Origin of the sequence: Massilia eburnea, from assembly GCF_050709955.1 — a bacterium.
GTDB classification, from domain to species: domain Bacteria; phylum Pseudomonadota; class Gammaproteobacteria; order Burkholderiales; family Burkholderiaceae_D; genus Rugamonas; species Rugamonas eburnea_A.
On the sequence record NZ_JBNZFX010000001.1, the window covers coordinates 224,571 to 247,988 of the forward strand.

The following is a 23,418-nucleotide window of genomic DNA, read 5'->3' on the forward strand; positions in this document are numbered from 1 at the left end:
AAATGTGCAATGATTCTAGGGTGCCATAGTTGGAAATACAACAAGAATGATCACTACCGAAAAGCTGTATGCACGCGTCAGCAAGCGACTGCTGCCCTTCCTGTTCCTGTGCTACGTGGTGGCATACCTGGACCGGGTGAACGTCGGCTTTGCCAAGCTGCAGATGCAGGCGGACCTGCAGTTTTCCGACACGGTGTACGGCCTGGGCGCCGGTATCTTCTTTGTCGGCTACTTCCTGTGCGAGGTTCCTTCCAACCTGCTGATGCTGCGCGTTGGCGCGCGGCGCTGGATCGCGCGCATCATGGCCAGCTGGGGCCTGCTGTCGGCGGCCATGCTGTTCACCACCAGCCCGACCAGTTTCTACGTGATGCGGTTCCTGCTTGGCGTGGCGGAAGCAGGCTTTTTCCCCGGCGTGATCATGTACCTGACCTACTGGTACCCTGCGCAGCGGCGCGCCCGCATCGTTGCCATCTTCATGAGCGGCGTCGCGGTGGCTGGCGTGGTGGGCGGTCCACTGTCGGGCTGGATCATGTCGCATTTCGGGGGACACGGCGGGTTGGCCGGGTGGCAGTGGCTGTTCCTGCTGGAGGGCTTGCCTGCCGTGGCGCTGGGCGTGCTGACACTGGCCCTGCTGGACGACGGCATCGACGATGCCAACTGGCTGAGCGACGAGGAAAAGGCGCTGCTGAAACACGAGCTGGCGCGCGACGGTGCGCCGCGCGCGCAATGGGGCCTGCGCCACGTCTTCGGCAGCAGCCGGGTGTGGATCCTGGCCCTGGTGTACTTCCTGCTCGTGATGGGCTTGTACGGCGTCGGCTTCTGGCTGCCGCAGCTGATCCGCAATAGCGGCGTGCAGGACGTGTTCGATATCGGCCTGCTGACGGCCATCCCGTATGGCGTCGCCGCGCTGGCAATGATCCTGGTTGCGCGCCACTCGGACCGCACGGGTGAACGACGCTGGCACGTTGCGCTGGCGGCCTTCGCCGGCGCAGCAGCGCTGCTGGCATCGACCCACTATGCCAACAATCCGGTCCTGGCCCTGGCTGCCTTGAGCGTGGCGACCGCGGGCATCCTCAGCACCTTCCCGGTATTCTGGAGCATCCCGACCGCCATGCTGGGCGGCTCCGCAGCGGCGGCGGGTATTGCCATGATCAATTCGCTGGGCAACCTGGCCGGCTTTGTCAGTCCTTACCTGGTGGGCGCGATCAAGGATGCCACGCACAGCACGGCCAACGGCATGCTGCTGGTGGCGGCCAGCCTGGCAGCCGGCGGCGCGCTGGTGCTGCTGTGCGTGGGCAGCAAAGGAGAAATGCTGTGAAGACCGGCCGCGAGCTGCTGTCCGAACTGTTCAACGCCGCCCTGCACGCGGCCGATCCGCTGGAAACCATCGCGGCCCACCTGCCGCCGCCTCCAAAAGGCCGTACCGTGATCATTGGCGCGGGCAAGGCTGCCGCGCGCATGGCGCAGGGTGTGGAGCGGCGCTGGCAAGGTCCTCTCAGTGGCGTGGTGGTGACGCGCTACGGCCATGGCGCACCGACCAGGCAGGTGGAAGTGATCGAGGCCGGCCATCCGGTCCCGGACGACGCCAGCCAGGCTGCCGCGCGCCGCATGCTCTCCGCCGTGCGCGGGCTGGGGCCGGACGATATGGTGCTGTGCCTGATGTCGGGTGGCGGCTCGGCCCTGATGTCGCTGCCGGCTCCCGGCATTACGCTGGAACAGAAGCGCGACATCAACAAGGCCCTGTTGCGCAGCGGTGCGCCGATCGGCGACATCAATATCGTGCGCAAGCACCTGTCGGCCATCAAGGGCGGCCGGCTGGCGCTGGCTTGCGGTGCGGCGCGTGTGGTGACGCTGGTGCTGTCGGACGTCCCGGGCGACGATCCGGCGGTGGTGGCCAGCGGCCCTACGTTGGCCGATGCGTCGACCGCGCAGGATGCGCTGCGCATCCTGCAGCAATACGGCATCGGGATTCCGCCTTCCGTGCGCGCCGTGCTGGAAGACCCGGCGCAGGAAACGCCCAAGCCCGGCGACCCGCGCCTGGCGCCCAACAGCGTGGCCGTGATCGCCTCCGCCAGGCACGCCTTGCAGGCAGCGGCAGATGTCGCCCGCGCCGAGGGCCTGCGCCCGCTCATATTGAGCGACCGGCTGGAAGGAGAGTCGCGCGCCGTGGCCGTATCGCATGCGGCGCTGGCGCAAGGCGTGATCGATCATGGCAGCCCATTGCGGCCGCCATGCGTCATCCTGTCAGGCGGGGAAACCAGCGTCACCGTGCGCGGCACGGGCCGTGGTGGACGCAATGCGGAATACCTGCTGGCGCTGGCGATCGCGCTGCAAGGCGCGCCGGGTGTGCACGCCATCGCCTGCGATACCGACGGCATCGACGGCACCGAGGACAATGCCGGCGCCGTGCTGGGACCGGAAACGCTGCAGCGCGCCGCCGAACTGGGTCTCGACGCCCGGGCCCTGCTCGACAACAACGACGGCTACAGCTTCTTCTCGGCGTTGGGCGACCTGGTGGTCACCGGTCCCACGCGCACCAACGTGAACGACTTCCGGGCGATCCTGCTTATTTGATGGCGGCGGCCATCTTGGCCCACACCGCATCGCCAATGTCCTTGCGGCCGTCCGGTGCGCGGTAGGACAGGAAGAACGTCTCTTTCTTTTTGCCGGTTGCCATGTACATGAAGTAGGCCGGCTGTCCCGTGGTGCCGCTGATCATGGAAATCATCACCGCCGGGTTCTTCGCTTCCTTGAACTCCTGCACCTGGATATTGGTGGCCGCGCCACGCAGTTTGTTCAGCGAGCCCGGATCGTTAATGCCATAGAACACATGATGGGCGGCGTCGTACGTGACGTTGGTGGCGGTGGAGCCGTACAGGTAGCCGTTGCGGGTCGGCAGGTTGGCTGCCGTGGCTGTCGCCGCATCCTCAGGGCGCATCCAGTATGAGTAGCCGATTTTCTTGACCTTGGACTGCTGGAATTCCGCCGGTACCGGCACGTTCAGGGCGATCTGGAACGGCAAGCGTCCCTGCATGAAGTCATTGACCGGCACATCGCGCGTCGGCACCTGCACGGCGGCTGGGGCCGGGGCGGCGGCAGGCTTGGCCGCCTTCGCCGATGCCGATGGCGCTGCGGCCGCAGCGGAAGCGGTGGCAGTCGTGATGGCCAGGCTGGCCGCAAACAAAATCGATTTCAACTGGAACTCCTGTTTTTCATTTTTACTTCCGGGACGGTAATCCTCTCACGGCTTCCCGTTGCGGTGCAATGCTGTTTGTTCAAGCAGGCTGCGACGCAACCTCATAGGGATTCCTGTTTGATTACCTGGGAAGTAATCGTCGCACGGCGCGCATTTGCTGACAATGGCTTCACCAATCAACCAAAGGAGAACACCATGCAGATCGTCGAACAATACCTGGCCGCCTGGAACGAACGCAACGCCGAACAACGTCTTCCCGGGTAGCCGCCGCATTCGCCCCGGACGCCAGCTACAAGGATCCCATGATGCAGGGCACCGGCCATGGCGCGATCGATGCGATGATCGCCGGCGCGCAAGGCCATTTCCCCCGCCATCGCTTCGAACTGGCCGGCACCCCGGACAGTCATAACGAGGTGCTGCGTTTCTCGTGGACGCTGGCCGCGCCGGGCAGCGAACCGGTAGCCAAAGGCACGGACTTCGCCATCGTCGCAGCGGACGGCCGCCTTGGCAGCGTCACCGGGTTCATCGACTACTTCGCGCAGTAAGGAAGGGAGGCAGCCATGACCGCATACAAAATCTCCGGCGCGCGCGTGATCGAACCGAACATCGTGCGCACTGCGGACGGCGTGAACCTGTTCTATCGCGACTGGGGCGACGGCGAGCCGGTGCTGTTTGTCGCAGGCTGGTCAATGGGTGCCGATTCCTGGTGCTACCAGATGCTGGCTCTGGCGCAGCAGGGCATGCGGGTCATTGCATTCGACCGGCGCGGCCATGGCCGCTCCAGCGATCCTGGCCGAGGCTACGACTTCAATACCCTGGCCGGCGACCTGGCTGCCGTGCTGGAAGCGCTCGACCTGGACGAAGTCACCCTGGTGGCGCACTCCATGGGCTGCAACGAGGTGGTGCGCTACCTTTCCCGCCACGGCCAGCGCCGCATCAAGCGCGTCGCCTTGCTGGGCAGCATGACGCCCTGTATCGCCAGGACCGCGGACAACCCGAACGGCATCGATCGCGCGCTGCTTGAATACTTCCGCAACGAGCAGCTGATGAAGGACCTGCCGAAGTGGGTCGACGAAAACCTGCCGCCGTTCGTTACCGAAGATACCTCGCCAGGGATGCGCAACTGGTTGCGCGCCATGCCGCTGCAAGCCTCGCTGCTGGCGCTGTACGAATGCAACCGATCCTTGCAGAGCGAAGACTTTCGTGCGGAGTTGCCAGGCATTGCGCTACCGGTGTTGCTGATTGCAGGGACCAACGACGCCAGCGCTCCGTTTGAGCTGACCGCTGTCGCCACCGCCGCCCTGCTGCCGAATGCGAAGCTTCAAGTGTATGAGGGCGCACCTCATGGTATGTTCCTCACCCACATGGCAAGAGTGAACAGCGATCTGCTGGACTTCGTCCAGTCTTGAGAGGAGCGGTATGGGAGCGTCAGCACCAGGGCAGTATTTCAGCGATTTCGCGGCGGCGATGCGCTATTGGCGCGGTAAGCGCGGTTTCAGCCAGTTGCGGCTGTCGACCGAGAGCGGCATCTCGCAGCGGCATATCAGCTTCCTGGAAAGCGGGCGCTCGCAGCCCAGCCGCGACATGATCCTGAAACTGGGCATCGTGCTCGACATTCCGCTGCGCGAGCGCAACGTGATGCTGCTGGCAGCCGGCTATGCACCGGCCTACCAGGAACGCAAGCTGTCGGATCCCGAGATGAAGGCGGTGAAGCAGGCGCTGGACTTCATGCTGCGCCAGCAGGCGCCGTATCCTGCGCTGGTGGTGGACCGCTTATGGAACCTGGTCATGAGCAATGGCCCGGCCGGCAAGATGATCGAGTGGCTGCTCGATGGTCCGCCGGCCACCGGCAATGTCATCAAGCTGACGCTGGATCCGGATGGCCTGCGCAAATACATCGTCAACTGGGAGGATGTCAGCGTTGACCTGCTGCAGTGGATCCAGCGCGAGGCGATGGGCGATGGTCCGGGCAGCGAGGCCACGATGCTGCTGGAGGAATTGCTGGCGATTCCCGGCATCCGGGCCGCCTCGAAGACGGCCAACCTGGATCGCCGCGCGCTGCCCTTCCTGCCGTTCACGGTGCGAAAAGATGGCGTGGAGCTCAACCTGTTCACCACCATCACCACGCTCGGCACGCCGCATGACGTGACGGTTCATGAGCTGCGCATGGAGGCGTTCTTCCCCGCCGACGAGGCGACGGCGGAGTGGTTCCGCAGGCAGCCGGTTTAAAACTCTTCCCAGTCGTCGCCAGGCGGCGTTGCGCGCGTGGTGGCCGCCGGCTTTGCCGCGCCGGTGCGTGCCCGCGCCGCCGTGGCGGGAGCGGCAGGCGCCTCCACGACTTCCGCCTCCACCACGTCCTGCGCCACCGCGTCCCGTGCCAGCGCCGCATTGCTGGCCGCCGGCGCTGCTCGCCGCGTTGCGGAAGAGGCGCCCCGCCCGGCACTGGCGCTCGCCGTGCCGCGTGCCGCCCGCAATGGCGGCACTGTCGCCCGTACCGGCAGTCTGACCGCAGTGGCGGTACTGGCCGCCGGCGCCGGCGCCCGCGCGGCCGCCCTCTCAGCCAAGTACGCCCCTGCCGAACCTTCCATCCTGAATACCGCCACCGCCTCCACCAGCAGCTCCGACTGCTCCTGCATGCTGCGCGCCGCCGCCGCCGCCTGTTCCACCAGCGCTGCGTTCTGCTGTGTCGCATTATCCATCTCGACGATGGCCGTATTCACCTGCTCGATGCCGGACGACTGCTCCTGGCTGGCCGAGGTAATCTCGTTCATGATGTCCGCCACCTGCTGCACGGAAGCCACGATCTGCCGCATGGTCGCCCCGGCGCGATCCACCAGCGCGCCACCCGCATCGACCTTGGCGATCGAATCGTCGATCAGCTCCTTGATTTCCTTGGCCGCCGCCGCGCTGCGCTGCGCCAGGTTGCGCACCTCCGATGCCACCACCGCGAAACCGCGCCCCTGCTCGCCGGCGCGTGCCGCTTCGACAGCGGCATTCAGCGCCAGGATGTTGGTCTGGAACGCGATGCCGTCGATCACGCTGATGATATCGGCCATGCGCGCCGAACTGGCCTTGATTCCGCCCATGGTATCGACCACTTCGCCCACCACCTGCCCGCCCTCGCCGGCGTGGCTGGCCGCCGACACCACCAGCTGGTTCGCCTGGCGCGCATTGTCGGCATTCTGCCGGACCGTCGACGTCAATTGCTCCATCGACGAAGCGGTTTCCTCCAGGCTGGCGGCCTGCTGTTCGGTGCGGCGCGACAGGTCCAGGTTGCCGGCGGCGATTTCAGCTGCGGCAGTGTTGATGGTGTCGGTGGAAGAGCGCACCGAGCCGACCGTGGTTTTGAGCGAAGCCACCATGTCCTTCAGCGCATGCAGCAAGCGCCCGGTCTCATCTTTGCGGCTGGTGTCGATGTCGGCGGTCAGGTCGCCCTGGGCCACGGTTTCCGCCACCTCCACCGCCTGCAGCAAGGGCCCCGTCACCGAACGGGTGATCAGGTAGCCCGCTGCAATCGACAGCACTGTTGCCAATACCAGCAGGCCTAGCATCAGCATGGTCGCATTGGAGGCGGACTTGCTTGCCTCCTCCCCGTCCTGGGTCATCAGCTTGTTCTGTAGTTCGAGGATGGCATCAAGCTTGCCGAAGTAAGCGTTCTGCAAAGGAATCGCTTGCTTGAACAGGGTTTGAACGGCGCTGTCCTGGTCGCCATCCTTGAACAGTTTAAGCACTTCATCGCGTTTGACGCGGAAGGCTTCGAAGGCCTGCGTTTCATCGGCAAACAGTTTCTTGGCATCTTCCAGCACCAGGATCTTCTGCAGCTTCTCGGCCGCGGCCGCGCCGGCCTTGTCCGCCTCCGCCATGCTGGCCAGGAAGCCATCGCTGCTGATCTTGTCCGGTGCCAGCATGGCATTGCGTAACGCCTGCGCAGAACGGTTGGAGTAGCTGCGCATTTCGTTGGTCAGCTGCACCTTCAGGTAGCGGTCGCTGATCAGGCGGTCGGTCAGGCTCGCGTTGTGGCTCAAACGGCTGATCCCCGTCAGCGACATTGCAAGCTGGATTGCAATTGCCAGCGCAAAACCGATCGCCAGCTTCACACCGATATTCATGTTCGAAAAGCTCATGCCAGCCTCGCCAGAAGTTGTGGTTTTTGTTCGATGATCGCACAGGCATGGTAACGCGGCGCAGCGATCAACGCCACAGCAACGTCAGGGCAGTAGCTGGTAGGCTGAAATGATGGCGCGTCCGTGGTCCGGCACCAGGGCGCGGCCATTCGCCTCACCGACATACTTGCCGTAAATGCGAGCCACGCTGCCGTCGGCCACCATGCCGAGCAAGGCATCGGCGAACACCTTGCGTGCCGCCGGCGCCAGGCCGTCGCGCGACAGATAGGCGCCCGCCAGGACCGGTGCCGATTCCGTCACCGGCATTACGCTGACCAGATCTTGCAGGCCGGTATTTTGCAGGTGGCGCGAGTAAATGGTCATCGGCGCCAGTGTCGCCTCGGCACGCTTGGAGGCCATTTTCCTGAAGGCGATATCAAAGTCGTTCACCACCTCCACCCGGCCCTGCTGGCGCAGGCGTTCGACCTGGCCCAGTACCTCGGAGGTATACAGGATGCCGCGCACCAGGTTCAGGCGCGCACTGCCATGTTCAACGAATTCGGCCAGCGATGTGAAGTTGCCGGGCACGCGGCGCGACAGCACCAGGTCGAAACGTGTCGTGACAAAAGGCACGAACTGGCCAAAGCGGTCGCGCTCGGCGCTGCGGGCAGAGCTGGCGGTCAGGTTAATGCGGCCAGTCGCATACTCGGCCCACAGGCGCGCCCGCGGGTACCAGCTGATGTTGAGAGGACAATTGGTACGGCGCGCCAGCTCCCGCAATACGTCGATGGCGGCGCCGCTGACCCTGTCGTCTTCGCGGAAGGACGCCAAGCCCAGATCGCTGGCGCCGGCATGTAATGGCGCTGGACAAATGGGGGTACCGATTGCCGGGGCGGCGGCCAGGACGAACAGCAGGGGAAGGATGCGCATGCCCAGCAGTATATCCACGCGGCACCTTGCTTAAAATGCTGTATATAATTACAGTATCACAAGCGAACTCGACTATTTGTTATGGACTGGCCCCGCCGCATTGCCCACCTCGACATGGACGCCTTCTACGCGTCCGTGGAGCTGTTGCGCTATCCGGAATTGCGCGGGCTGCCCGTCGTGATCGGCGGCGGCGGGCGGCACCAGCCGCGCGAGCTGCCGGACGGCAGCCGCGAGTTCTCCCGCCTGCGCGATTACGTGGGACGCGGCGTGATCACCACCTCCACCTATGAAGCCCGGGCGCTGGGCGTGTTTTCCGCCATGGGCACCATGAAGGCGGCCGCCCTGGCGCCGGACGCCATCCTGCTGCCGGTGGATTTCGATTCCTACCGCAAGTATTCGCGCCTGTTCAAGGCGGCCGTGGCCAGTATCGCGCCGCAGATCGAAGACCGCGGCATCGACGAAATCTATCTCGACCTGACCGAGGTGGAAGGCGAAACGCGCGAACTGGCCCAGCGCATCAAAGATGCGGTGCGCGCCGCCACCGGGCTGTCGTGTTCGATCGGCGTGGCCCCCAACAAGCTGCTGGCCAAGATCTGTTCCGACCTGGAAAAGCCCAACGGCCTGACCGTGGTGGGCTATGACGATGTGCCGGCACGCATCTGGCCGCTGCAAGTGCGCAAGGTGAACGGCATCGGCCCGAAAGCGGAGAAAAAGCTGGTCGCGCTAGGCATCGATACCGTGGGCCAACTGGCCTCCGCCGACCCTTCCCTGTTACAAGAGCATTTCGGCCTGAACTACGCGGAATGGCTGCAACGCATTTCCCATGGCCGCGACGAGCGCGCCGTTGCCACCCGCAGCGAACCGAAAGGCGTAAGCCGGGAGACCACGTTCTCGCGCGACTTGCACGTCAAGCGCGACCGCGCCGAGCTGTCCGAAATCTTCACCCGCCTGTGCCAGAAAGTGGCGGACGACCTGGCGCGCAAACGCTATGCCGGCCGCACCGTGGGCATCAAGCTGCGCTATGCCGATTTCCGGACGGTGACGCGTGACCTGACCCTGCCTGCGCCCACCGCCGATGCCGCCGCGATCCGCCGCGCCGCCGGCGAGTGCCTGCGCCGGGTGCCCCTGGACGACCGCTTGCGCTTGCTGGGCGTGCGCATGTCGGCCCTGTGCACACTTGATGAGGCTGCCAAAGCCGGGCCGGCGCAGGGTGATCTTTTTACTAATTTGTGATAACTTTCCCGCGCGAGCTGGCAACCTGAGTCCGGCTGCAAACCCGGAATACCTATGCAAGCCAATGCTGATCTCCGCCCGGCGCGGTGCGCCTGGCTGGTGCTGATCGCGCTCGGCCATCTGGCCGTGCTGATGGCCTGGCGTCCCCACGCCCGGCATGCCAGCGAACCCGCCGCTCGCCCCGACGGCGAACTGGTCTTCCTGACGCTGCCGCCTGCCGCTCGTCCTAAGCCAGCCGAACTGCCTCCCCGCCTGCCGCAGCCGCAGCCGCAGCCTGCCCGCCGCGCGCCAGCGCCCATCGCGAATGCGCTCGCCCGTCCCGATGCGCCAGCCGCCGCAAGCGACAGCGCGCCGCAAAGCATCACCCTGCCGGCACCCGCCGCGGGCGAGCCGGCCGATCCGTTTGCACAGCCAGCGCCGTTGGCGGAGACCTTGTTGGAAAAAAACCGCAAGCTGGCCGTTGGTGTCGACCGCCAGCTACGCAAGGAAAGCCTGAACAAATTTGCAACGATCATCCTGCCCGATACCAAGCTGGGGATGGCAATCGCCAAATCGCAAACCAAGGATTGGGCGCTGGAACAGACTTCCAACCTGGGCGATGGCGTGACGATGAAGCGCTACCGCAAGGGCAACCAGGAGTATTGCGAATACACCAACCTGGTCGGCGCACGGGGGCAGGATCCGTTCGGCGACAACAACAAAACAAAGGTCATGACTTGCCCATGAGTAGCCATGTAAAATGTCGTTCCCGTGGCAAAGCTGATCAAGGTCGATAACGTTTATGTGGTTCAAGAATCTCCAGGTTTACCGCCTGCCTGCCCCTTGGGCATTTACTCCAGAACAACTCGAAGAAGCCCTCCAGTCGCAAGCGTTCTCTCCTGCCAGCAGCAATGAGCTGATGCGCCAGGGCTGGGACAAACCGCGTCCAAACGGCGGCCTGGTGCACGTCGTCAACAAGCAGATGCTGATGGTGCTGGGCACCGAGAAAAAGCTGCTGCCATCGACCGTGGTCAACCAGGTTGCCAAGGCGCGCGCCGCCGAACTGGAAGAGCAACAAGGCTTTGCTCCTGGCAAAAAAGCCATGAAAGAACTCAAGGAACGCGTGCACGACGAACTGCTGCCGCGCGCCTTTACCATCCGCAGCAACACCTGGTGCTGGATCGACCCGGTCAATGGCTGGCTGGTGGTTGATGCCGCCAGCCCGGCCAAGGCCGACGACATCATCAAGATGCTGCTGAAAGCCGTCGACCGCATGCCGATCGAAAGCCTGCGCGTGCAGCGTTCCCCGGTCGGCGTGATGACCGCCTGGCTGCAGGACGACGAAGCGCCAGCAGGCTTCACCGTCGACATGGACACCGAACTGCGCGCCACCGGCGAGAGCAAGGCGGCCGTGCGCTACGTGCGCCACACCCTGGAGCCGGAAGACGTACGCCGCCACATCGCGGCCGGCAAGCAGTGCACCCGCCTGGCCATGACCTGGGACAGCAAGATCAGCTTCGTGCTGACCGAAGCGCTGGCCATCAAGAGCGTCAAGCCGCTGGACGTGATGAAGGAAAACGACGCCGTTACCCGTAACGACGACGAACGCTTCGACGGCGACTTCATGCTGATGACCGGCGAGCTGTCCAAGCTGTTGCAGGACGTGGTCGACGCCCTGGGCGGCGAAGCGAAAGCTTAAGTTCCGCTACGCACGCGTGAGCGCCAGCAGGCGCTGGCGCACCTCACATCAATCAAAGCGGCTGGAACACTCCGGCCGCTTTGTTTTTCTGCACGTTATCCCACGCGAAGATCTGGCCGTTCATCGCCACGTACACGCCAGGCGGCAGCACTTGCGCCACACCGCAGGCAAAGCCCATGTTGAAGAACGCATCGGAATTATCGATCTCGTAAGGGATCATGGCGCCGGTGAATACGATGGTCTTGTCCTTGATCGCCGGGCCCAGGACGGCTGCGGTTTGCGGCATGGTATCGGTGCCGTGCACGATCACGATCGCTTTTTCGGAAGCAGCTGCGCAAGCGGCCAGCACGCGCTGGCGGTCGGCGTCGACCATGTCCAGCGAATCGAGCAGCGAAACGACTTCCAGCTCGCAAGGCGTGGTGATGCGGGCACGCTTGATTGCGGCAGGCAGGTGGCTTTCGGCGAAAGCCAGGGTGCCATTCAGCTCGTTATAGTGCTTGTCGAAAGTGCCGCCGGTGGCGATGATGCGCAGGGTCATGATGAATTAAAATGAAATCGATGAATGGCGAGCATGATAGCCGAAAAAGTTTGCCACTTCCGGCTGGAAATCCGCCGAACAGTTGACTACACTGGGTTTTTTGCCCGGCCAGACCATGAAAGCGCTCGCACCAGGAACCGTGATTTTCCACCGCTACCGCGGGTATGGCGTCATCACGGCTGTCAATCTGCTGACCGGCTGGATTTCCGCCCGGTTTGGCAATGAATCGCGCACGCTCGACCTGAATCTCTCCACTGACGAAGTACAGTTTGCCGACGGCGAAGCCATCCTGTTCCGCCGTGCCCCGCCGGACCGCATGCCGCACGCGCGGCTGATGGCGGTGGTGCGCGAGTTGCACAAGGCTGGCTACCAGAAGTTATACCTGTACTCCTGGCCCAAGGCATCCGGACTGCACTGGCGCTGGCACCTGTTCACCGGACCGCGCGACTGGATGCAGCGCTCCTGGCGCGAAGGCTGGTACGGCTCCGGCGCCGACTACATTTTCAATCCCGTGATGGGTTGGGGCGACCAGCCCGGCGCCACGACCGAAGAACTGGTGCACGCGCTGGCCAGGTTCGACCCGCACGGACTGGCGCAAGCGCTCGGCCGCGACGAAGACCACACGAATTGGTTCGCCCAAGTTTGCGACGCCCTGCTCCCCGGCTACATGTACAGCCTCGACATGCAACGACCGCACGGCGTCCCGCTAACGGACATGCCCGCAGTCCCCGTCATCCCGGTGCGCGCCAACCTCCCACCGTACAACGGCCAGCCGATCACCTGGCCCCCCGGCTGGGCCGGCCTCTGGAGCAAAGTCCACGCCATGCCGCCACAGCCCAGCCCGTGTCACACCATGGGGTCACACCCGAACTGTGACACGGACACAGCCGTGTAATGCCCGAGTTCGTGTCACACCCGGGGTGTGACCCCACGGTGTGACACGGGCTCAGCCGTTGATGTGGTTGACCAGGTTCTGGAAGGCGTGGCGGAAGTAGAGCTCGTAGCTGGCTTTTTCGACGTAGCCGAGGTGCGGGGTGCACAGCACGTTCGGCATGCGCAGCAGCGGCGAATTTTCCGGCAGCGGTTCGGTTTCGAAGACGTCCAGCGCTGCATAGCCGGGATGACCGGCTGTTAACGCTTCTTCCAACGCGCCAGCTGCCACCAGCTCGGCGCGGCTGACGTTGACGAACAACGCGTCGCGCTTCATGCGCGCCAGGTCGTCGGCGCTGACGATGCCGCGTGTCGCGTCCGCCAGGCGCAGGTGCAGCGAGAGCACATCCGCTTCGGCGAAGAAGGCTTCGCGCGAAGCGGCTACCTCGTGCCCATCGGCCACCGCCGCAGCGCGGCTGGCCTCGCTACCCCAGACGATCACGCGCATGCCAAACGCCTTCGCATATCCGGCCACCAGCTTGCCGATCTTGCCGTAGCCCCAGATCGCCATCGTGCTGCCCGCCAGCACCAGGCCCAGCGTGTTGTGCTGGTGGCTGATCGAGACCTGCTGCCATTGCCCATCGCGCAGTTTGCCGGCGTACTGGAACAGCTTGCGCCGCGCGGCCATCACCAGTGCCCAGGTCAGCTCGGCCGGCGCGGTCGGCGAACCCACGCCTTCCAGCACCGTAATGCCCAGCTCGCGGCACGCTTCCATATCGACATGGCCGCTCACCTTGCCGGTCTGCGAAATCACTTTCAAGTTAGGGAGCTTGGCCAGCAAGGCGCGGTTGAATGCAGTGCGTTCGCGGATCAAAACCAGGGCTTCGAATGGGGCCAGGCGGGCCACCAGTTGCCCCATGCCGCGCACGGAATTATTGAAGATTTTGACCTCATGGCCATCCAGAAGCTTGAAGCATTCCAGGCCACGAGTTGCATCCTGGTAATCATCGAGAATCGCAATTTTCATGTCAGTTAGCAGATTTTGTGATGAAAATGGTAGGGAAATAACAGGTTTGTGAATATCTTTAATAGCCTACTACTTTAGTCGGGCAATATTCCTACATTTTTGTCGGAAGCGCGGGAACGCAGGTGTACAATCGGCCCAATTCAAGGAGCCCGACCAGGCTCCAGCAGCATATGTTCCAGCGCCTGAGCACACCCCCGCCAGACGCTCGCGCCCTCGAGTAATCGGGCGCATCGACAGAACCGCCGTATTTCGCCGAAGCATTAGATCTTCCGCGCAAGCTAAAAGCTGACGACGATTCCTGCCGTGCCGGGACAAGACAGAATTCTTTATTGGCATTGGAGGTACTATGAATCAGCCCGTTATGGGAGGCGTTGCAACTATGAGCGCACCAGCTTACATCAAACAGCAAAAACTGATCAATTGGGTGGCGGAAGTCGCTGCCTTGACCAAGCCTGCCCGCATCTACTGGTGCGACGGCTCGGCGGAAGAGTACGACCGCCTGTGCGCTGAAATGGTTGCCGCCGGCACCATGAAAAAGCTGAACGCCGAAAAGCGTCCAAACTCCTACCTGGCTTGCTCCGACCCGACCGACGTCGCCCGCGTTGAAGATCGCACCTTCATCTGCTCGCAGACCAAGGAAGCGGCCGGCCCGACCAACAACTGGATGGACCCGCAAGAAATGCGCGGCACCCTGAACGGCCTGTTCGACGGCTGCATGGCTGGCCGTACCATGTACGTGGTGCCGTTCTCGATGGGCCCACTGGGTTCGCCGATCGCCCACATCGGCGTGGAACTGTCCGACTCCCCGTACGTCGCCGTCAATATGCGCACCATGACCCGCATGGGCAAGGCCGTGTACGACGTGCTGGGTACCGATGGCGAGTTCGTGCCTGCCATCCACACCGTCGGCAAGCCGCTGGCTGCCGGCGAAAAAGATGTGCCGTGGCCATGCAACGCCACCAAGTACATCGTGCACTTCCCTGAGACCCGCGAAATCTGGTCCTACGGTTCCGGCTACGGCGGCAACGCGCTGCTGGGCAAGAAGTGCTTCGCGCTGCGTATCGCTTCCACCATGGGCTACAACGACGCCAAGAACGGTGGCGAGGGCTGGCTGGCAGAACACATGCTGATCCTGGGCGTTGAATCGCCGGAAGGCAAGAAGCACTACGTGGCTGCCGCCTTCCCATCGGCTTGCGGTAAGACCAACTTCGCCATGCTGATCCCGCCGAAGACCTTCGACGGCTGGAAAGTCACCACCATCGGCGACGACATCGCCTGGATCAAGCCGGGCAAGGATGGCCGCCTGTACGCGATCAACCCTGAAGCCGGCTACTTCGGCGTGGCTCCTGGCACCAACACCAAGACCAACTCGAACTGCATGTCCTGCCTGAACGAGAACACCATCTTCACCAACGTCGCGCTGACCGACGACGGCGACGTATGGTGGGAAGGCCTGACCAAGGAAGCGCCTGCGCACCTGGTCGACTGGCAAGGCAAGGACTGGACCCCGGCGTCCGGCACCAAGGCTTCGCACCCGAACGCACGCTTCACCGTGTCGGCAGAGCAGAACCCGGTGATCGATCCGGCCTGGAACGATCCAGCGGGCGTGCCTATCTCCGCCTTCATCTTCGGCGGCCGCCGCTCCACCACCGTGCCGCTGGTGACCGAAGCGCGCAACTGGATCGAAGGCGTCTACATGGCTGCGACCATGGGCTCCGAGACCACCGCTGCAGCCGCCGGCCAGCAGGGCGTGGTGCGCCGCGACCCGTTCGCCATGCTGCCGTTCATGGGCTACAACATGAGCGACTACTTCCAGCACTGGCTGGACATGGGCAAGCGCCTGGAAGGCAAGGGCGCCACCCTGCCTAAGATCTTCTGCGTCAACTGGTTCCGCACCGACGAAAACGGCCACTTCGTATGGCCAGGCTTCGGCGACAATATGCGCGTGCTGAAGTGGATGCTGGAACGCGTTGAAGGCAATGGCGGCGGCGTCGAAAACATCTTCGGCACCACTCCACGTTATGGCGACATCTCCTGGGACGGCCTGCCATTCACCGCCGAAGAGTTCGAGACCATCACCTCGATCGACAAGGATGCCTGGCGCGCGGAACTGAAACTGCACGCAGAACTGTTCGAGAAGCTGGCATATCACCTTCCGCAAGAGCTGAAGGACAATATGGCCAAGCTGGAGCAGCGCCTGAACGGCTAAGCTGTTCTCGCTTCGACAAAAAACGCGCCCACGGGCGCGTTTTTCTATTCCCTGGCCGCCGTCGACCATTCCGGACGATTCTCGACCGGAACCTCCGCCTGGTCGAAGCTGTCGACCTCTTTCATGGTCCGCACCTCATACAGCGTTTCGATTCCGGAGAAATGCAGGCCTCCGCAATCGGTGGCGACGTGCGAGCCGTCCTTCCAGAACCAGTATTCCCGGATAATCATCCCGCACTTGCTGGAGCGTGTACGGCCGGCGTGATAGACATGCAGCTCGGTCGGCCACTTCCTGCCATCCGCAGCGAAATACGAAAGTACCAGCCAGGATGCGGACTCGCCATCGGGCGATAGCCGCACGTCATCGGCCCGCCGGTCCGTCGTCAACCTGATGTCCTTGCCGGACGCGGTCACGACATGGACGTTGTTCGATTTGTCGGCATAAGCCTTGGCCAGGCTTCCCGCGCTGGCCGGGGAACTCCCGACGACAAGCGCAATGGCGAACGCAAAGCGGTGATACGGCATCTCCTGCCTCCCAAATATCCAGCCACGTATTGTGCGCGGGCAATTTTCTTGATCAGTTATTATTATCGCAATAATGATGAATATTCGGTGAAATCAAATGGCAGGAGAAATAATCCGTCAGGGCGATACCACAAGCCATAACGGCACGGTGCTGGAAGGTTCGATGCAGGATATCTGCCACGGCAAGCCGATCGCCTATATCGGGCACAAGGTGCATTGCCCGAAGTGCAAAGGGGATTACCCGATTGTCGAAGGGGCGATGACCACCACGTTCTACGGCAAGGGCGTCGCGCTTGCCGGAATGAAGACTTCCTGCGGTGCCACCCTGATCCCGAGCCAGTTTACCGACACCGTTGAATACGGCCAGGGGAAAAGTTCCGCCGCCGCTGCCGGCGCCAGTCCCAAGCCAGCAGCCGTACCGCCGCCGGCCGCAGCTCCCGCTGCGAGCAAGGCGCTTGCGAGCGGTGGAACTGCCCAGGCACAGGCCCCAGTTGAGGACGCGGCCGAGGCCGAGCAGAAGTTCGACATGTTCTTCCATGCCAAGGACGCCAACCAGGCCAGCCTCGCCAATGTCCGCTACCGCATCGTGCTCGACGATGGCCGGGAGTTCATCGGAAAGACCGACAAGAACGGATACACGGAAAAGGTAGTTTCCGATTACGCCCAAAACGCAAAGATAGAGATTCCATACTATGACCACAGCCACACTGACTCCGCAATCGGATCAGACACCTGCAGTTGTTAATGTCGTAAATGAGCTGAGCGGAGCGGTCTGGGTACCGCGCTTTCCGGCCCAGAACACGACGGACCACCTGACTACGGACTTCCAGGCCGCCGTTGACGGCTTCATCGCTGCCCTGGAAGCTGGGGGCGCGGATGTGCGCATTGCGAATACTTTCCGGCCAAAAGAGCGCGCCTACATGATGCATTGGGCGCACAAGATAGCCAGGAATGGCGTTGATCCAGCAACTGTGCCTGCGATGGACGGAGTTCATATCAACTGGGTTCATCCCACGCTGGAGCAGTCGGTGGCTGGTGCAACTGCGATGGTGAACGGCTTCGGCATCCAGGGCCTGGGCATCAACACTCCGCCGGCCCTGAACACGCTTCACGGCACGGGCGAGGCGATCGACATGTCGATTACCTGGACCGGCAACATCACAGTGGCCAATAAGGATGGTTCGACAGTCGAAGTGAATACGGCTCCTCGAACGGGCATGAATACGCAACTTAAAGAGATTGGGGCAACTTATGGCGTTACGAAATTTGTCGGCGGTAATTCAGATAAGCCGCACTGGTCGACAACTGGCCATTGATTCCCTGGTCGCAGGGGCGCTGCTGCTCGGGACTCTTGCGCCGGCATATGCGGAAGCAGCAGCGCCGTCGCTGATTGGCCATTATTCGAACCAGGTATGGGACGACAGCGAGGATCCACATGCGCTATCCGGCTATTCCCTGGATTTGTACCGGCAAGGCAAGGTGGTCTTTGGCAGGATAGCCGTTGCGGTAGGTTCGCCTGAACCGGTCAGCGCGAAGCTGTACGATGTGTCGTTGAACGAAAAGACGAAAGTAATTTCATTCAAGGCGAAGTACTCGGAAGGCAGCCATGCTGGCAAGAACATCCTTCCCGAAAAGCGCGATGCGAAAGTGATCCTGACATTTTCCGGAAAGCTGGATCCGCGCGGCGTGCGCGGGGAATTCGTCCACCGGGACGGCTATCCGCCATTCGCAATAAGCGGCAAAGAAAAATCGTTGCTGCCGAAGCAGGACGACAAGTACGTGCCGTCCAGTTTCGAAGAATGGAACCAGATGTTTGGCGAACCGGATCAGACGCGCCAGGAAAATTGAATATCCCGCAGCGACAAAAAATCTGCTTGACATCGCGTTCAATGCGGGTGCAGAATCGCGTCCACTGATTTTTTATTAACCCGAATTTTCGAAAGGACGACCATGCCACGTACGGCTATCCACAATCTGCAAATGAGATAGCCCCGCAGCGCGAGCGCTCGGGGCAGGCAATCTAGCCACCCGAGCCGGTCGTTCTTCCAACACGAACCCCGGCCAGGAAACTCGCCGGGGTTTTTGTTTCTACAGCCCCGGCATAACGAAAGACGTTATGCCAATCAAGCAAAGCCTGCACAAAGGCCTGGTGCCTGTGCACATCTATACGGATGACATTGATCATTCGGCCATCCAGCAACTGCTGAATATTGCGCACCTGCCCATCGTGCATCCGCACGTGGCAGCCATGCCCGACGTTCACGCCGGCATCGGCGCAACTGTCGGCAGCGTGATCCCGACGCGCGGCGCCATCATCCCTGCCGCTGTCGGCGTTGACATCGGCTGCGGCATGAACGCCGTGCGCACCACGCTGACCGCGAGCCAGTTGCCGGATAACCTGGCGCGCGTGCGCAGCGCGATCGAAACGCTGGTGCCGGTCGGTTTCGAACAGCATGCCTTCGACAAGGTGCGCGGCTCCGCCCACGCCCGCGTCGGGCGTCCGCTGAACGACCGCCTGGACCGCATCGTGGCGCGCCACAAGGGCATCATGAAGATGCAGCACAAGTTCGCGCAGACCTGGATCTGCCAGATTGGCACCCTGGGCGGCGGCAATCACTTCATCGAACTGTGTATCGATGAAGAGCAACGCGTGTGGATCATGCTGCACTCGGGCTCGCGCGGCATCGGTAATGTCATCGGTCGCTACTTCATCTCCGCTGCGCGCAAGGAGATGATGCTGCACAAGGTGAACCTGCCGGACCGCGACCTGTCCTACTTCAGCGAAGGTTCGGAACTGTTCGACGACTATGTGGAAGCAGTGGACTGGGCCCAGGACTACGCCATGTTGAACCGGCGCGAAATGATGCGTCGTGTGGTGGCGGCACTGGAGCCGCATGTCCCGCCGTTCAAGCTCGATGGCGAGGCGATCAACTGTCACCACAACTACGTGGCGCAGGAATCGCACTTCGGCCACAAGCTGTACGTCACCCGCAAGGGCGCCATCTCGGCGCGCGAAGGCGAGCTGGGGATCATCCCCGGCAGCATGGGGGCCCGCAGCTACATCGTGCGCGGCAAGGGCAACGAGGAATCGTTCTGCTCCTGCTCGCACGGCGCCGGACGACGCATGAGCCGCAGCGAGGCGAAACGCAAATTCAACCGTTTCGACCTGGCAGAACAGACGCAAGGCATTGAATGCCGCAAGGATGGCGGTGTGGTGGATGAAATCCCCGCCGCCTACAAAGACATTGACCAGGTCATGGCGCATCAGTCCGACCTGGTCGAAATCGTGCACACGCTGAAGCAAGTCGTGTGCGTGAAAGGATAAGCAATGAAGGTAACCATCAAACTGCCAAAGCCGCGCAACCCGCTGGCCGTGCTGGCACGCCAGCGCAAGGCCGGCGGCCACCAGCGCATCGAACAATCGCGGCGCGCGCTGAAGCAGCAACTGCGCCGCCAGTTGAGCCGGGAGGAGTGAGCCGATGCAATCAGCAATCATGTTGAACCAGCAGCAGGCGATCGACTTCCTGCTGCACGTCGCGGTGACGCGCCCGGTATTCATGTGGGGCCCGCCGGGCATCGGCAAGAGCGCCCTGGTGCGCCGCTTTGCCGAGGCGGTGGGCATGGAGTGCGTCTCTCTGCTTGGCAGCCAGCTTGCACCGGAAGACCTGCTGGGCATCCCGCAGATCGACGGCAAGTGCTCGCGCTTTTTCCCGCCTGCGAACATCGTGCGCGATGCGCCGTTCGTGCTGTTCCTGGACGAGCTGAATGCGTCGTCACATGAAATCCAGAAGGCGTTTTACTCGCTGATCCTGGACCAGCGCATCGGCGAATACAGCCTGCCGAAAGGAACCATCGTGATCGGCGCGGGCAACCGCGCCAAGGATGCCGCCATCGTCAAGCCGATGCCTTCCGCGTTGGTGAACCGCATGGCGCACATCCACCTGCGCTCCGACCATCGCCAATGGCTGGAGTGGGCCAAGGGCGAGGGCGGCATCCACCCATGGGTGCTGGAATATATCCAGTTGCGCCCCGACCACTTGTGGAGCGAGCCGCCAAAGCACGAGGAGCCGTTCTCGACGCCGCGCAGCTGGCATATGCTGTCCGATGCGCTGCATTCTTTCGGCGAAGATACGGGCGAGGATATGCTGGATGCACTGGCCTACGGTTTGCTGTCGCCCAACCATGCCGGCAACTTCAAGGGCTTCCTCAAGCAGCTGCGGCACAAGCACGGCCTGCATGCCATCATCAAGGGCGAGCAGCATTGGCCCGATGCACCGGGGGACCGTGACGTGCTGTACTTCCTCGCGCAGTCCTTCCGCGCCCACTTGATGAAGGAATTGCCGGAGGAAGAATCGGCCGTGCGCAGTGCGCATCATGCCTTGTCGATCCGCGCCAAGGATATGCTGCGCGACCTGGCGCGCATCAGCGTCGAAATCGCGCAATCGCTTCTGGGGGAGGATTCGCAAGGACGCCGCCTGCCTGCGTGGTTCCTGGTCGAAGTGGCGCGCGACCTGCCACGCCTGGCCGGCCGCAGCCAGAAGGAAACCGCATGAGCAAGGACAGGAAGCCCGACCCAGCGGCGACGGCGCGGCAAGCCGGCATTGCCCAGGTGCTGGCGCACCCCGTGCTGGGCGCTGTCGCAGGGCAGGTCGACTTCCGCGCCGATCCGACGCATCAGGTGGTTCCTGCCAAGGGTTGGCTCGCCCTGTCGCCGGGCGGCACGGTGTGGCTGCATCCGAAACGGCGCGCGCGGCCGGAGGAATGGGCGCGCGTCGTCGGCATCGTCCTGTCCTGCCTCGGGCTTGGACTGGTGCGGCGCCGCGAGCCGGCGGGCCTGTGGGAAGTGGCGGCGCTGGTGACGGCATCGCGCTTCTGCGCTGAGCTCAAGCTTGGTGAATTGCCGGAAGAATGGCGTCTGCCGGAATGCCTGGACGCCAGCGTGGAAACCTTGCTGCAGCGCTTTTGCAGCGACGGCTGTCCCGCACCGCTGCTGGCATGGCACGCCGATATCACCGGCGGCGCATTGCTGTTCGTGGCGCTCGATGAGAAGCCGGTGGCATGGCGGCGCCAGACGCCCAGGCCTTGGCACGAAATGCTGGCGGACGGTATCGCACGCGGCGTTGGCCGGGCGCTGGCCATTGCCGGTGGCGCGCCTGTGGAGCAGGCAGCCAAGCCGCAAAGCCGCGAGCACCGCGCGCGGCGGCGCATGATGGATCGCTACCCCTTGCTGGGCGCGTTGGCGGCCAGCTTCGACCTGGAAAACGACATCCGCATCTGCCAGCAGTACGATATCCGTGTCGCCGCTATCGATGTCGGCGCGCGCCGCATCTGGATCAATCCGGCGGCAGGCCTGAACGACGATGAAACGCTGTTCGTGCTGGCCCATGAATTGCTGCATGCCGGACTGAATCACGCTTCGCGCCGGCGCGGGCGCGATCCCGTGCTGTGGAACGTTGCCTGCGATTTCGCCATTAATAGCTGGCTGCTCGAAATGCAGGTCGGCTCGCCGCCCGCCATCGGCATGCTGTACGACGCCGACCTTGCCGGGCAATCAGCCGATGAAATCTACGACGGCCTGGCGCGCGATATGCGCCGTGCACGCAAGCTGGCGACGCTGCGCGGCGCCGGCCAGCCTGACTTGGTGGGCGAGGATAGCGGCGCGCAGTTCACCGACGCGGAGGAGTATTGCCGCCGCGCGCTGGCACAAGGCATGGACCGCTGGGAACACGATGGCTGCCGGGGTACCGTGCCGGCCGGCCTGCTGGAAGAAATCCGCAGCCTGGCGCAGCCGCCCATTCCCTGGGATGCGCGGCTGGCGCACTGGTTCGATGAACGCTTCCCACCGCTGGAAATGCTGCGCAGCTATGCGCGGCCTTCGCGCCGGCAGGGCGCGACGCCGGACATCCCGCGGCCCTTGCTGTGCAAGCCTCCGGAGGAGGAGCGCAAGAGCCGCGTCTTCGGTGTGCTGCTCGACACTTCGGGGTCGATGGAGCCCGCCATGCTGGGCAAGGCGCTGGGCGCCATCGCCAGTTATGCGATGGCGCGCGACGTTATCGCCGTGCGCCTGGTGTGCTGCGACGCCGCAGCGTATGACTGCGGCTGGGTCGAACCGGAGAACCTGCTGGACCGTTTCACCCTGCGCGGCCGTGGTGGAACCGTCCTGCAGCCGGGCTTCGACCACTTGCGCGACCTGGCGCATAAAGGCGAGATGCCGGCGCACGGCCCGGTGCTGGTGGTAACCGATGGCTGGTGCGAGGACAGGCTCGAAACCCGCATGGACCACGCCTACCTGCTGGCCGATGGGCGCCGTTTGCCGTTTACCCCGCGCGGAGAGGTCTTCTACATTACGGAATAGCTATTGGCCCGAGGTGGCGGGCATCGGCGGCAGCCCCATCATCTTGCGACGGATATTGAGTGCATTTTCGTCCTCGATCACGGCCGGCTTGCTGCCTGCGAGCTGGGTGCCGTAGCGCTGCGGCAGGCCCTTGGCGACGCGCAGCCGGTCTTCAGCCTGCGCCAGTTGCGAGCCTGGCACGTCGTTCCCGGCCTGGGCCTCGCGCAGAGCGGGCAGCAATGCTTCGAGGTCTTTCTCGGGCATGCGCATCAGGACAGTGAAAGCATTCTGCGACAGCTCGGGCCCGGCGAAGCGGGCGCCCGGCCAGCCATGCGAAGCAACAATGGTCTTCAGCCGCGCCAGCTCCTTGCGGTCGCGCGCCGCATCGCGCTTGCCGGGAGCGCCCATGGCTTCCAACGCTCGAATCGCGGCCAGCTCACGGGTATCGAGCACCTTGCGCTTGATGATGATTTCGTCGCCGACGATGGTGGTGGCAGGGCCGCCATTGCCGCCGCTGCGGATGGTCACCCGCACATTGCCGTGCGCATGTGTGGTGCCGCGGTTATCCTGCTCGACCTGGTTTGCTTCCACCTGCACGGTATGCGCCTGGCCGATCGGCAGCATGATGCGCGCGACCTCTTTGCCCGCCGCCAGCGTCTGTACGCTGATACGGCTTGGCTCAGCGGCGCCGGCCAGGCCATGCCAGGCCAGCAGCAGCGGCAGCGCAAGCTTGTAAACGCTCATCATGGACTTACGGTAGCAAACCTGGGGCAATA

General features: G+C 63.4%; 25 protein-coding genes. 18 read left to right on the forward strand and 7 right to left on the reverse strand.

What is annotated here, in order from left to right:
* The first annotated feature begins 46 nt into the window (after window positions 1-46).
* Both ACQ4MM_RS01105 and ACQ4MM_RS01110 read left to right on the forward strand, forming a co-directional pair.
* On the forward strand, window positions 47-1,318 hold the full coding sequence (locus tag ACQ4MM_RS01105) for an MFS transporter (RefSeq protein WP_431475621.1): 1,272 nt from the start codon (window positions 47-49) through the stop codon (window positions 1,316-1,318).
* Window positions 1,315-2,574, forward strand: coding sequence for a glycerate kinase type-2 family protein (locus tag ACQ4MM_RS01110; RefSeq protein ID WP_431475622.1), 1,260 nt, complete (start codon window positions 1,315-1,317; stop codon window positions 2,572-2,574). Before ACQ4MM_RS01105 ends, ACQ4MM_RS01110 begins: the two co-directional genes overlap by 4 nt.
* Here the strand turns inward: ACQ4MM_RS01110 and ACQ4MM_RS01115 are convergent.
* Complete coding sequence (locus ACQ4MM_RS01115) at window positions 2,567-3,196, reverse strand: hypothetical protein (protein ID WP_431475623.1); 630 nt, start codon at window positions 3,194-3,196, stop codon at window positions 2,567-2,569. The two genes, ACQ4MM_RS01110 and ACQ4MM_RS01115, sit on opposite strands and share 8 nt — an antisense overlap.
* Before the next feature lie 117 nt (window positions 3,197-3,313).
* Here ACQ4MM_RS01115 and ACQ4MM_RS01120 point away from each other — a divergent pair, with 117 nt between their 5' ends.
* From ACQ4MM_RS01120 to ACQ4MM_RS01135, 4 genes are read left to right on the forward strand one after another with little or no spacing between them, the layout of a single operon-like run.
* Window positions 3,314-3,460: a hypothetical protein gene (locus tag ACQ4MM_RS01120; RefSeq protein ID WP_431475624.1), complete on the forward strand. Its 147-nt coding sequence runs from the start codon at window positions 3,314-3,316 to the stop codon at window positions 3,458-3,460.
* 38 nt (window positions 3,461-3,498) lie between these two features.
* Complete coding sequence (locus ACQ4MM_RS01125) at window positions 3,499-3,741, forward strand: hypothetical protein (protein ID WP_431475625.1); 243 nt, start codon at window positions 3,499-3,501, stop codon at window positions 3,739-3,741.
* A gap of 15 nt (window positions 3,742-3,756) precedes the next feature.
* Window positions 3,757-4,605: an alpha/beta fold hydrolase gene (locus ACQ4MM_RS01130; protein WP_431475626.1), complete on the forward strand. Its 849-nt coding sequence runs from the start codon at window positions 3,757-3,759 to the stop codon at window positions 4,603-4,605.
* A gap of 10 nt (window positions 4,606-4,615) precedes the next feature.
* Window positions 4,616-5,425 (forward strand): helix-turn-helix domain-containing protein, encoded by an 810-nt coding sequence (locus ACQ4MM_RS01135; RefSeq protein ID WP_431475627.1) that lies wholly within the window; start codon window positions 4,616-4,618, stop codon window positions 5,423-5,425.
* Here ACQ4MM_RS01135 and ACQ4MM_RS01140 read toward each other — a convergent pair.
* On the reverse strand, window positions 5,422-7,320 hold the full coding sequence (locus tag ACQ4MM_RS01140) for a methyl-accepting chemotaxis protein (RefSeq protein WP_431475628.1): 1,899 nt from the start codon (window positions 7,318-7,320) through the stop codon (window positions 5,422-5,424). The genes ACQ4MM_RS01135 and ACQ4MM_RS01140 overlap by 4 nt on opposite strands.
* 84 nt (window positions 7,321-7,404) lie before the next feature.
* Window positions 7,405-8,247 carry a substrate-binding periplasmic protein gene (locus ACQ4MM_RS01145; protein ID WP_431475629.1) on the reverse strand — a complete coding sequence of 281 codons (843 nt, stop codon included), beginning with the start codon at window positions 8,245-8,247 and terminating at the stop codon, window positions 7,405-7,407.
* Window positions 8,248-8,310: 63 nt separating this feature from the next.
* Here ACQ4MM_RS01145 and dinB point away from each other — a divergent pair, with 63 nt between their 5' ends.
* The 3 genes from dinB to ACQ4MM_RS01160 are packed head-to-tail and all read left to right on the forward strand — an operon-like array spanning window position 8,311 to window position 11,140.
* The gene (gene dinB / locus ACQ4MM_RS01150; RefSeq protein ID WP_431475630.1) at window positions 8,311-9,462 is read left to right on the forward strand and encodes a DNA polymerase IV; all 1,152 of its coding nucleotides are present in this window, start codon (window positions 8,311-8,313) and stop codon (window positions 9,460-9,462) included.
* 54 nt (window positions 9,463-9,516) lie between these two features.
* Window positions 9,517-10,188 carry a hypothetical protein gene (locus tag ACQ4MM_RS01155; RefSeq protein WP_431475631.1) on the forward strand — a complete coding sequence of 224 codons (672 nt, stop codon included), beginning with the start codon at window positions 9,517-9,519 and terminating at the stop codon, window positions 10,186-10,188.
* A 55-nt stretch (window positions 10,189-10,243) separates the two neighbouring features.
* A complete protein-coding gene (locus ACQ4MM_RS01160; protein ID WP_431475632.1) occupies window positions 10,244-11,140 on the forward strand; it encodes a recombination-associated protein RdgC in 897 nt (298 codons plus the stop codon).
* Between the two features lie 52 nt (window positions 11,141-11,192).
* Here the strand turns inward: ACQ4MM_RS01160 and ACQ4MM_RS01165 are convergent, their stop codons facing one another.
* The gene (locus ACQ4MM_RS01165) at window positions 11,193-11,678 is read right to left on the reverse strand and encodes an asparaginase domain-containing protein (protein ID WP_431475633.1); all 486 of its coding nucleotides are present in this window, start codon (window positions 11,676-11,678) and stop codon (window positions 11,193-11,195) included.
* Between the two features lie 115 nt (window positions 11,679-11,793).
* Here ACQ4MM_RS01165 and ACQ4MM_RS01170 point away from each other — a divergent pair, with 115 nt between their 5' ends.
* Entirely contained in the window at window positions 11,794-12,573 is a 780-nt protein-coding gene (locus ACQ4MM_RS01170; protein WP_431475634.1) for an L-asparaginase, read from the forward strand.
* 51 nt (window positions 12,574-12,624) lie between these two features.
* On the opposite strand, the gene ACQ4MM_RS01175 is transcribed toward ACQ4MM_RS01170, so the two are convergent.
* Window positions 12,625-13,575 (reverse strand): D-2-hydroxyacid dehydrogenase family protein, encoded by a 951-nt coding sequence (locus ACQ4MM_RS01175; protein ID WP_431475635.1) that lies wholly within the window; start codon window positions 13,573-13,575, stop codon window positions 12,625-12,627.
* A gap of 346 nt (window positions 13,576-13,921) precedes the next feature.
* On the opposite strand from ACQ4MM_RS01175, the gene ACQ4MM_RS01180 reads away from it, so the two are divergent.
* The gene (locus tag ACQ4MM_RS01180; protein WP_431475636.1) at window positions 13,922-15,784 is read left to right on the forward strand and encodes a phosphoenolpyruvate carboxykinase (GTP); all 1,863 of its coding nucleotides are present in this window, start codon (window positions 13,922-13,924) and stop codon (window positions 15,782-15,784) included.
* 44 nt (window positions 15,785-15,828) lie between these two features.
* Here the strand turns inward: ACQ4MM_RS01180 and ACQ4MM_RS01185 are convergent, their stop codons facing one another.
* On the reverse strand, window positions 15,829-16,308 hold the full coding sequence (locus tag ACQ4MM_RS01185) for a hypothetical protein (protein ID WP_431475637.1): 480 nt from the start codon (window positions 16,306-16,308) through the stop codon (window positions 15,829-15,831).
* 97 nt (window positions 16,309-16,405) lie between these two features.
* Here ACQ4MM_RS01185 and ACQ4MM_RS01190 point away from each other — a divergent pair, with 97 nt between their 5' ends.
* The 7 genes from ACQ4MM_RS01190 to ACQ4MM_RS01220 all read left to right on the forward strand — a co-directional run bounded on the left by ACQ4MM_RS01190 (window position 16,406) and on the right by ACQ4MM_RS01220 (window position 22,663).
* Window positions 16,406-17,053: a PAAR domain-containing protein gene (locus ACQ4MM_RS01190; protein WP_431475638.1), complete on the forward strand. Its 648-nt coding sequence runs from the start codon at window positions 16,406-16,408 to the stop codon at window positions 17,051-17,053.
* Window positions 17,001-17,624 (forward strand): hypothetical protein, encoded by a 624-nt coding sequence (locus ACQ4MM_RS01195; RefSeq protein WP_431475639.1) that lies wholly within the window; start codon window positions 17,001-17,003, stop codon window positions 17,622-17,624. Before ACQ4MM_RS01190 ends, ACQ4MM_RS01195 begins: the two co-directional genes overlap by 53 nt.
* A complete protein-coding gene (locus ACQ4MM_RS01200; RefSeq protein ID WP_431475640.1) occupies window positions 17,560-18,156 on the forward strand; it encodes a hypothetical protein in 597 nt (198 codons plus the stop codon). Before ACQ4MM_RS01195 ends, ACQ4MM_RS01200 begins: the two co-directional genes overlap by 65 nt.
* Before the next feature lie 268 nt (window positions 18,157-18,424).
* A complete protein-coding gene (locus tag ACQ4MM_RS01205) occupies window positions 18,425-19,633 on the forward strand; it encodes an RtcB family protein (RefSeq protein ID WP_431475641.1) in 1,209 nt (402 codons plus the stop codon).
* Between the two features lie 3 nt (window positions 19,634-19,636).
* Window positions 19,637-19,783, forward strand: a complete 147-nt coding sequence (locus ACQ4MM_RS01210; RefSeq protein WP_431475642.1) for a hypothetical protein — start codon at window positions 19,637-19,639, stop codon at window positions 19,781-19,783.
* A 4-nt stretch (window positions 19,784-19,787) separates the two neighbouring features.
* A complete protein-coding gene (locus tag ACQ4MM_RS01215) occupies window positions 19,788-20,861 on the forward strand; it encodes an AAA family ATPase (RefSeq protein WP_431475643.1) in 1,074 nt (357 codons plus the stop codon).
* Window positions 20,858-22,663: a vWA domain-containing protein gene (locus ACQ4MM_RS01220; RefSeq protein ID WP_431475644.1), complete on the forward strand. Its 1,806-nt coding sequence runs from the start codon at window positions 20,858-20,860 to the stop codon at window positions 22,661-22,663. Before ACQ4MM_RS01215 ends, ACQ4MM_RS01220 begins: the two co-directional genes overlap by 4 nt.
* On the opposite strand, the gene ACQ4MM_RS01225 is transcribed toward ACQ4MM_RS01220, so the two are convergent.
* Window positions 22,664-23,389, reverse strand: coding sequence for a DUF6624 domain-containing protein (locus ACQ4MM_RS01225; protein ID WP_431475645.1), 726 nt, complete (start codon window positions 23,387-23,389; stop codon window positions 22,664-22,666).
* Between the last annotated feature and the right edge of the window lie 29 nt (window positions 23,390-23,418).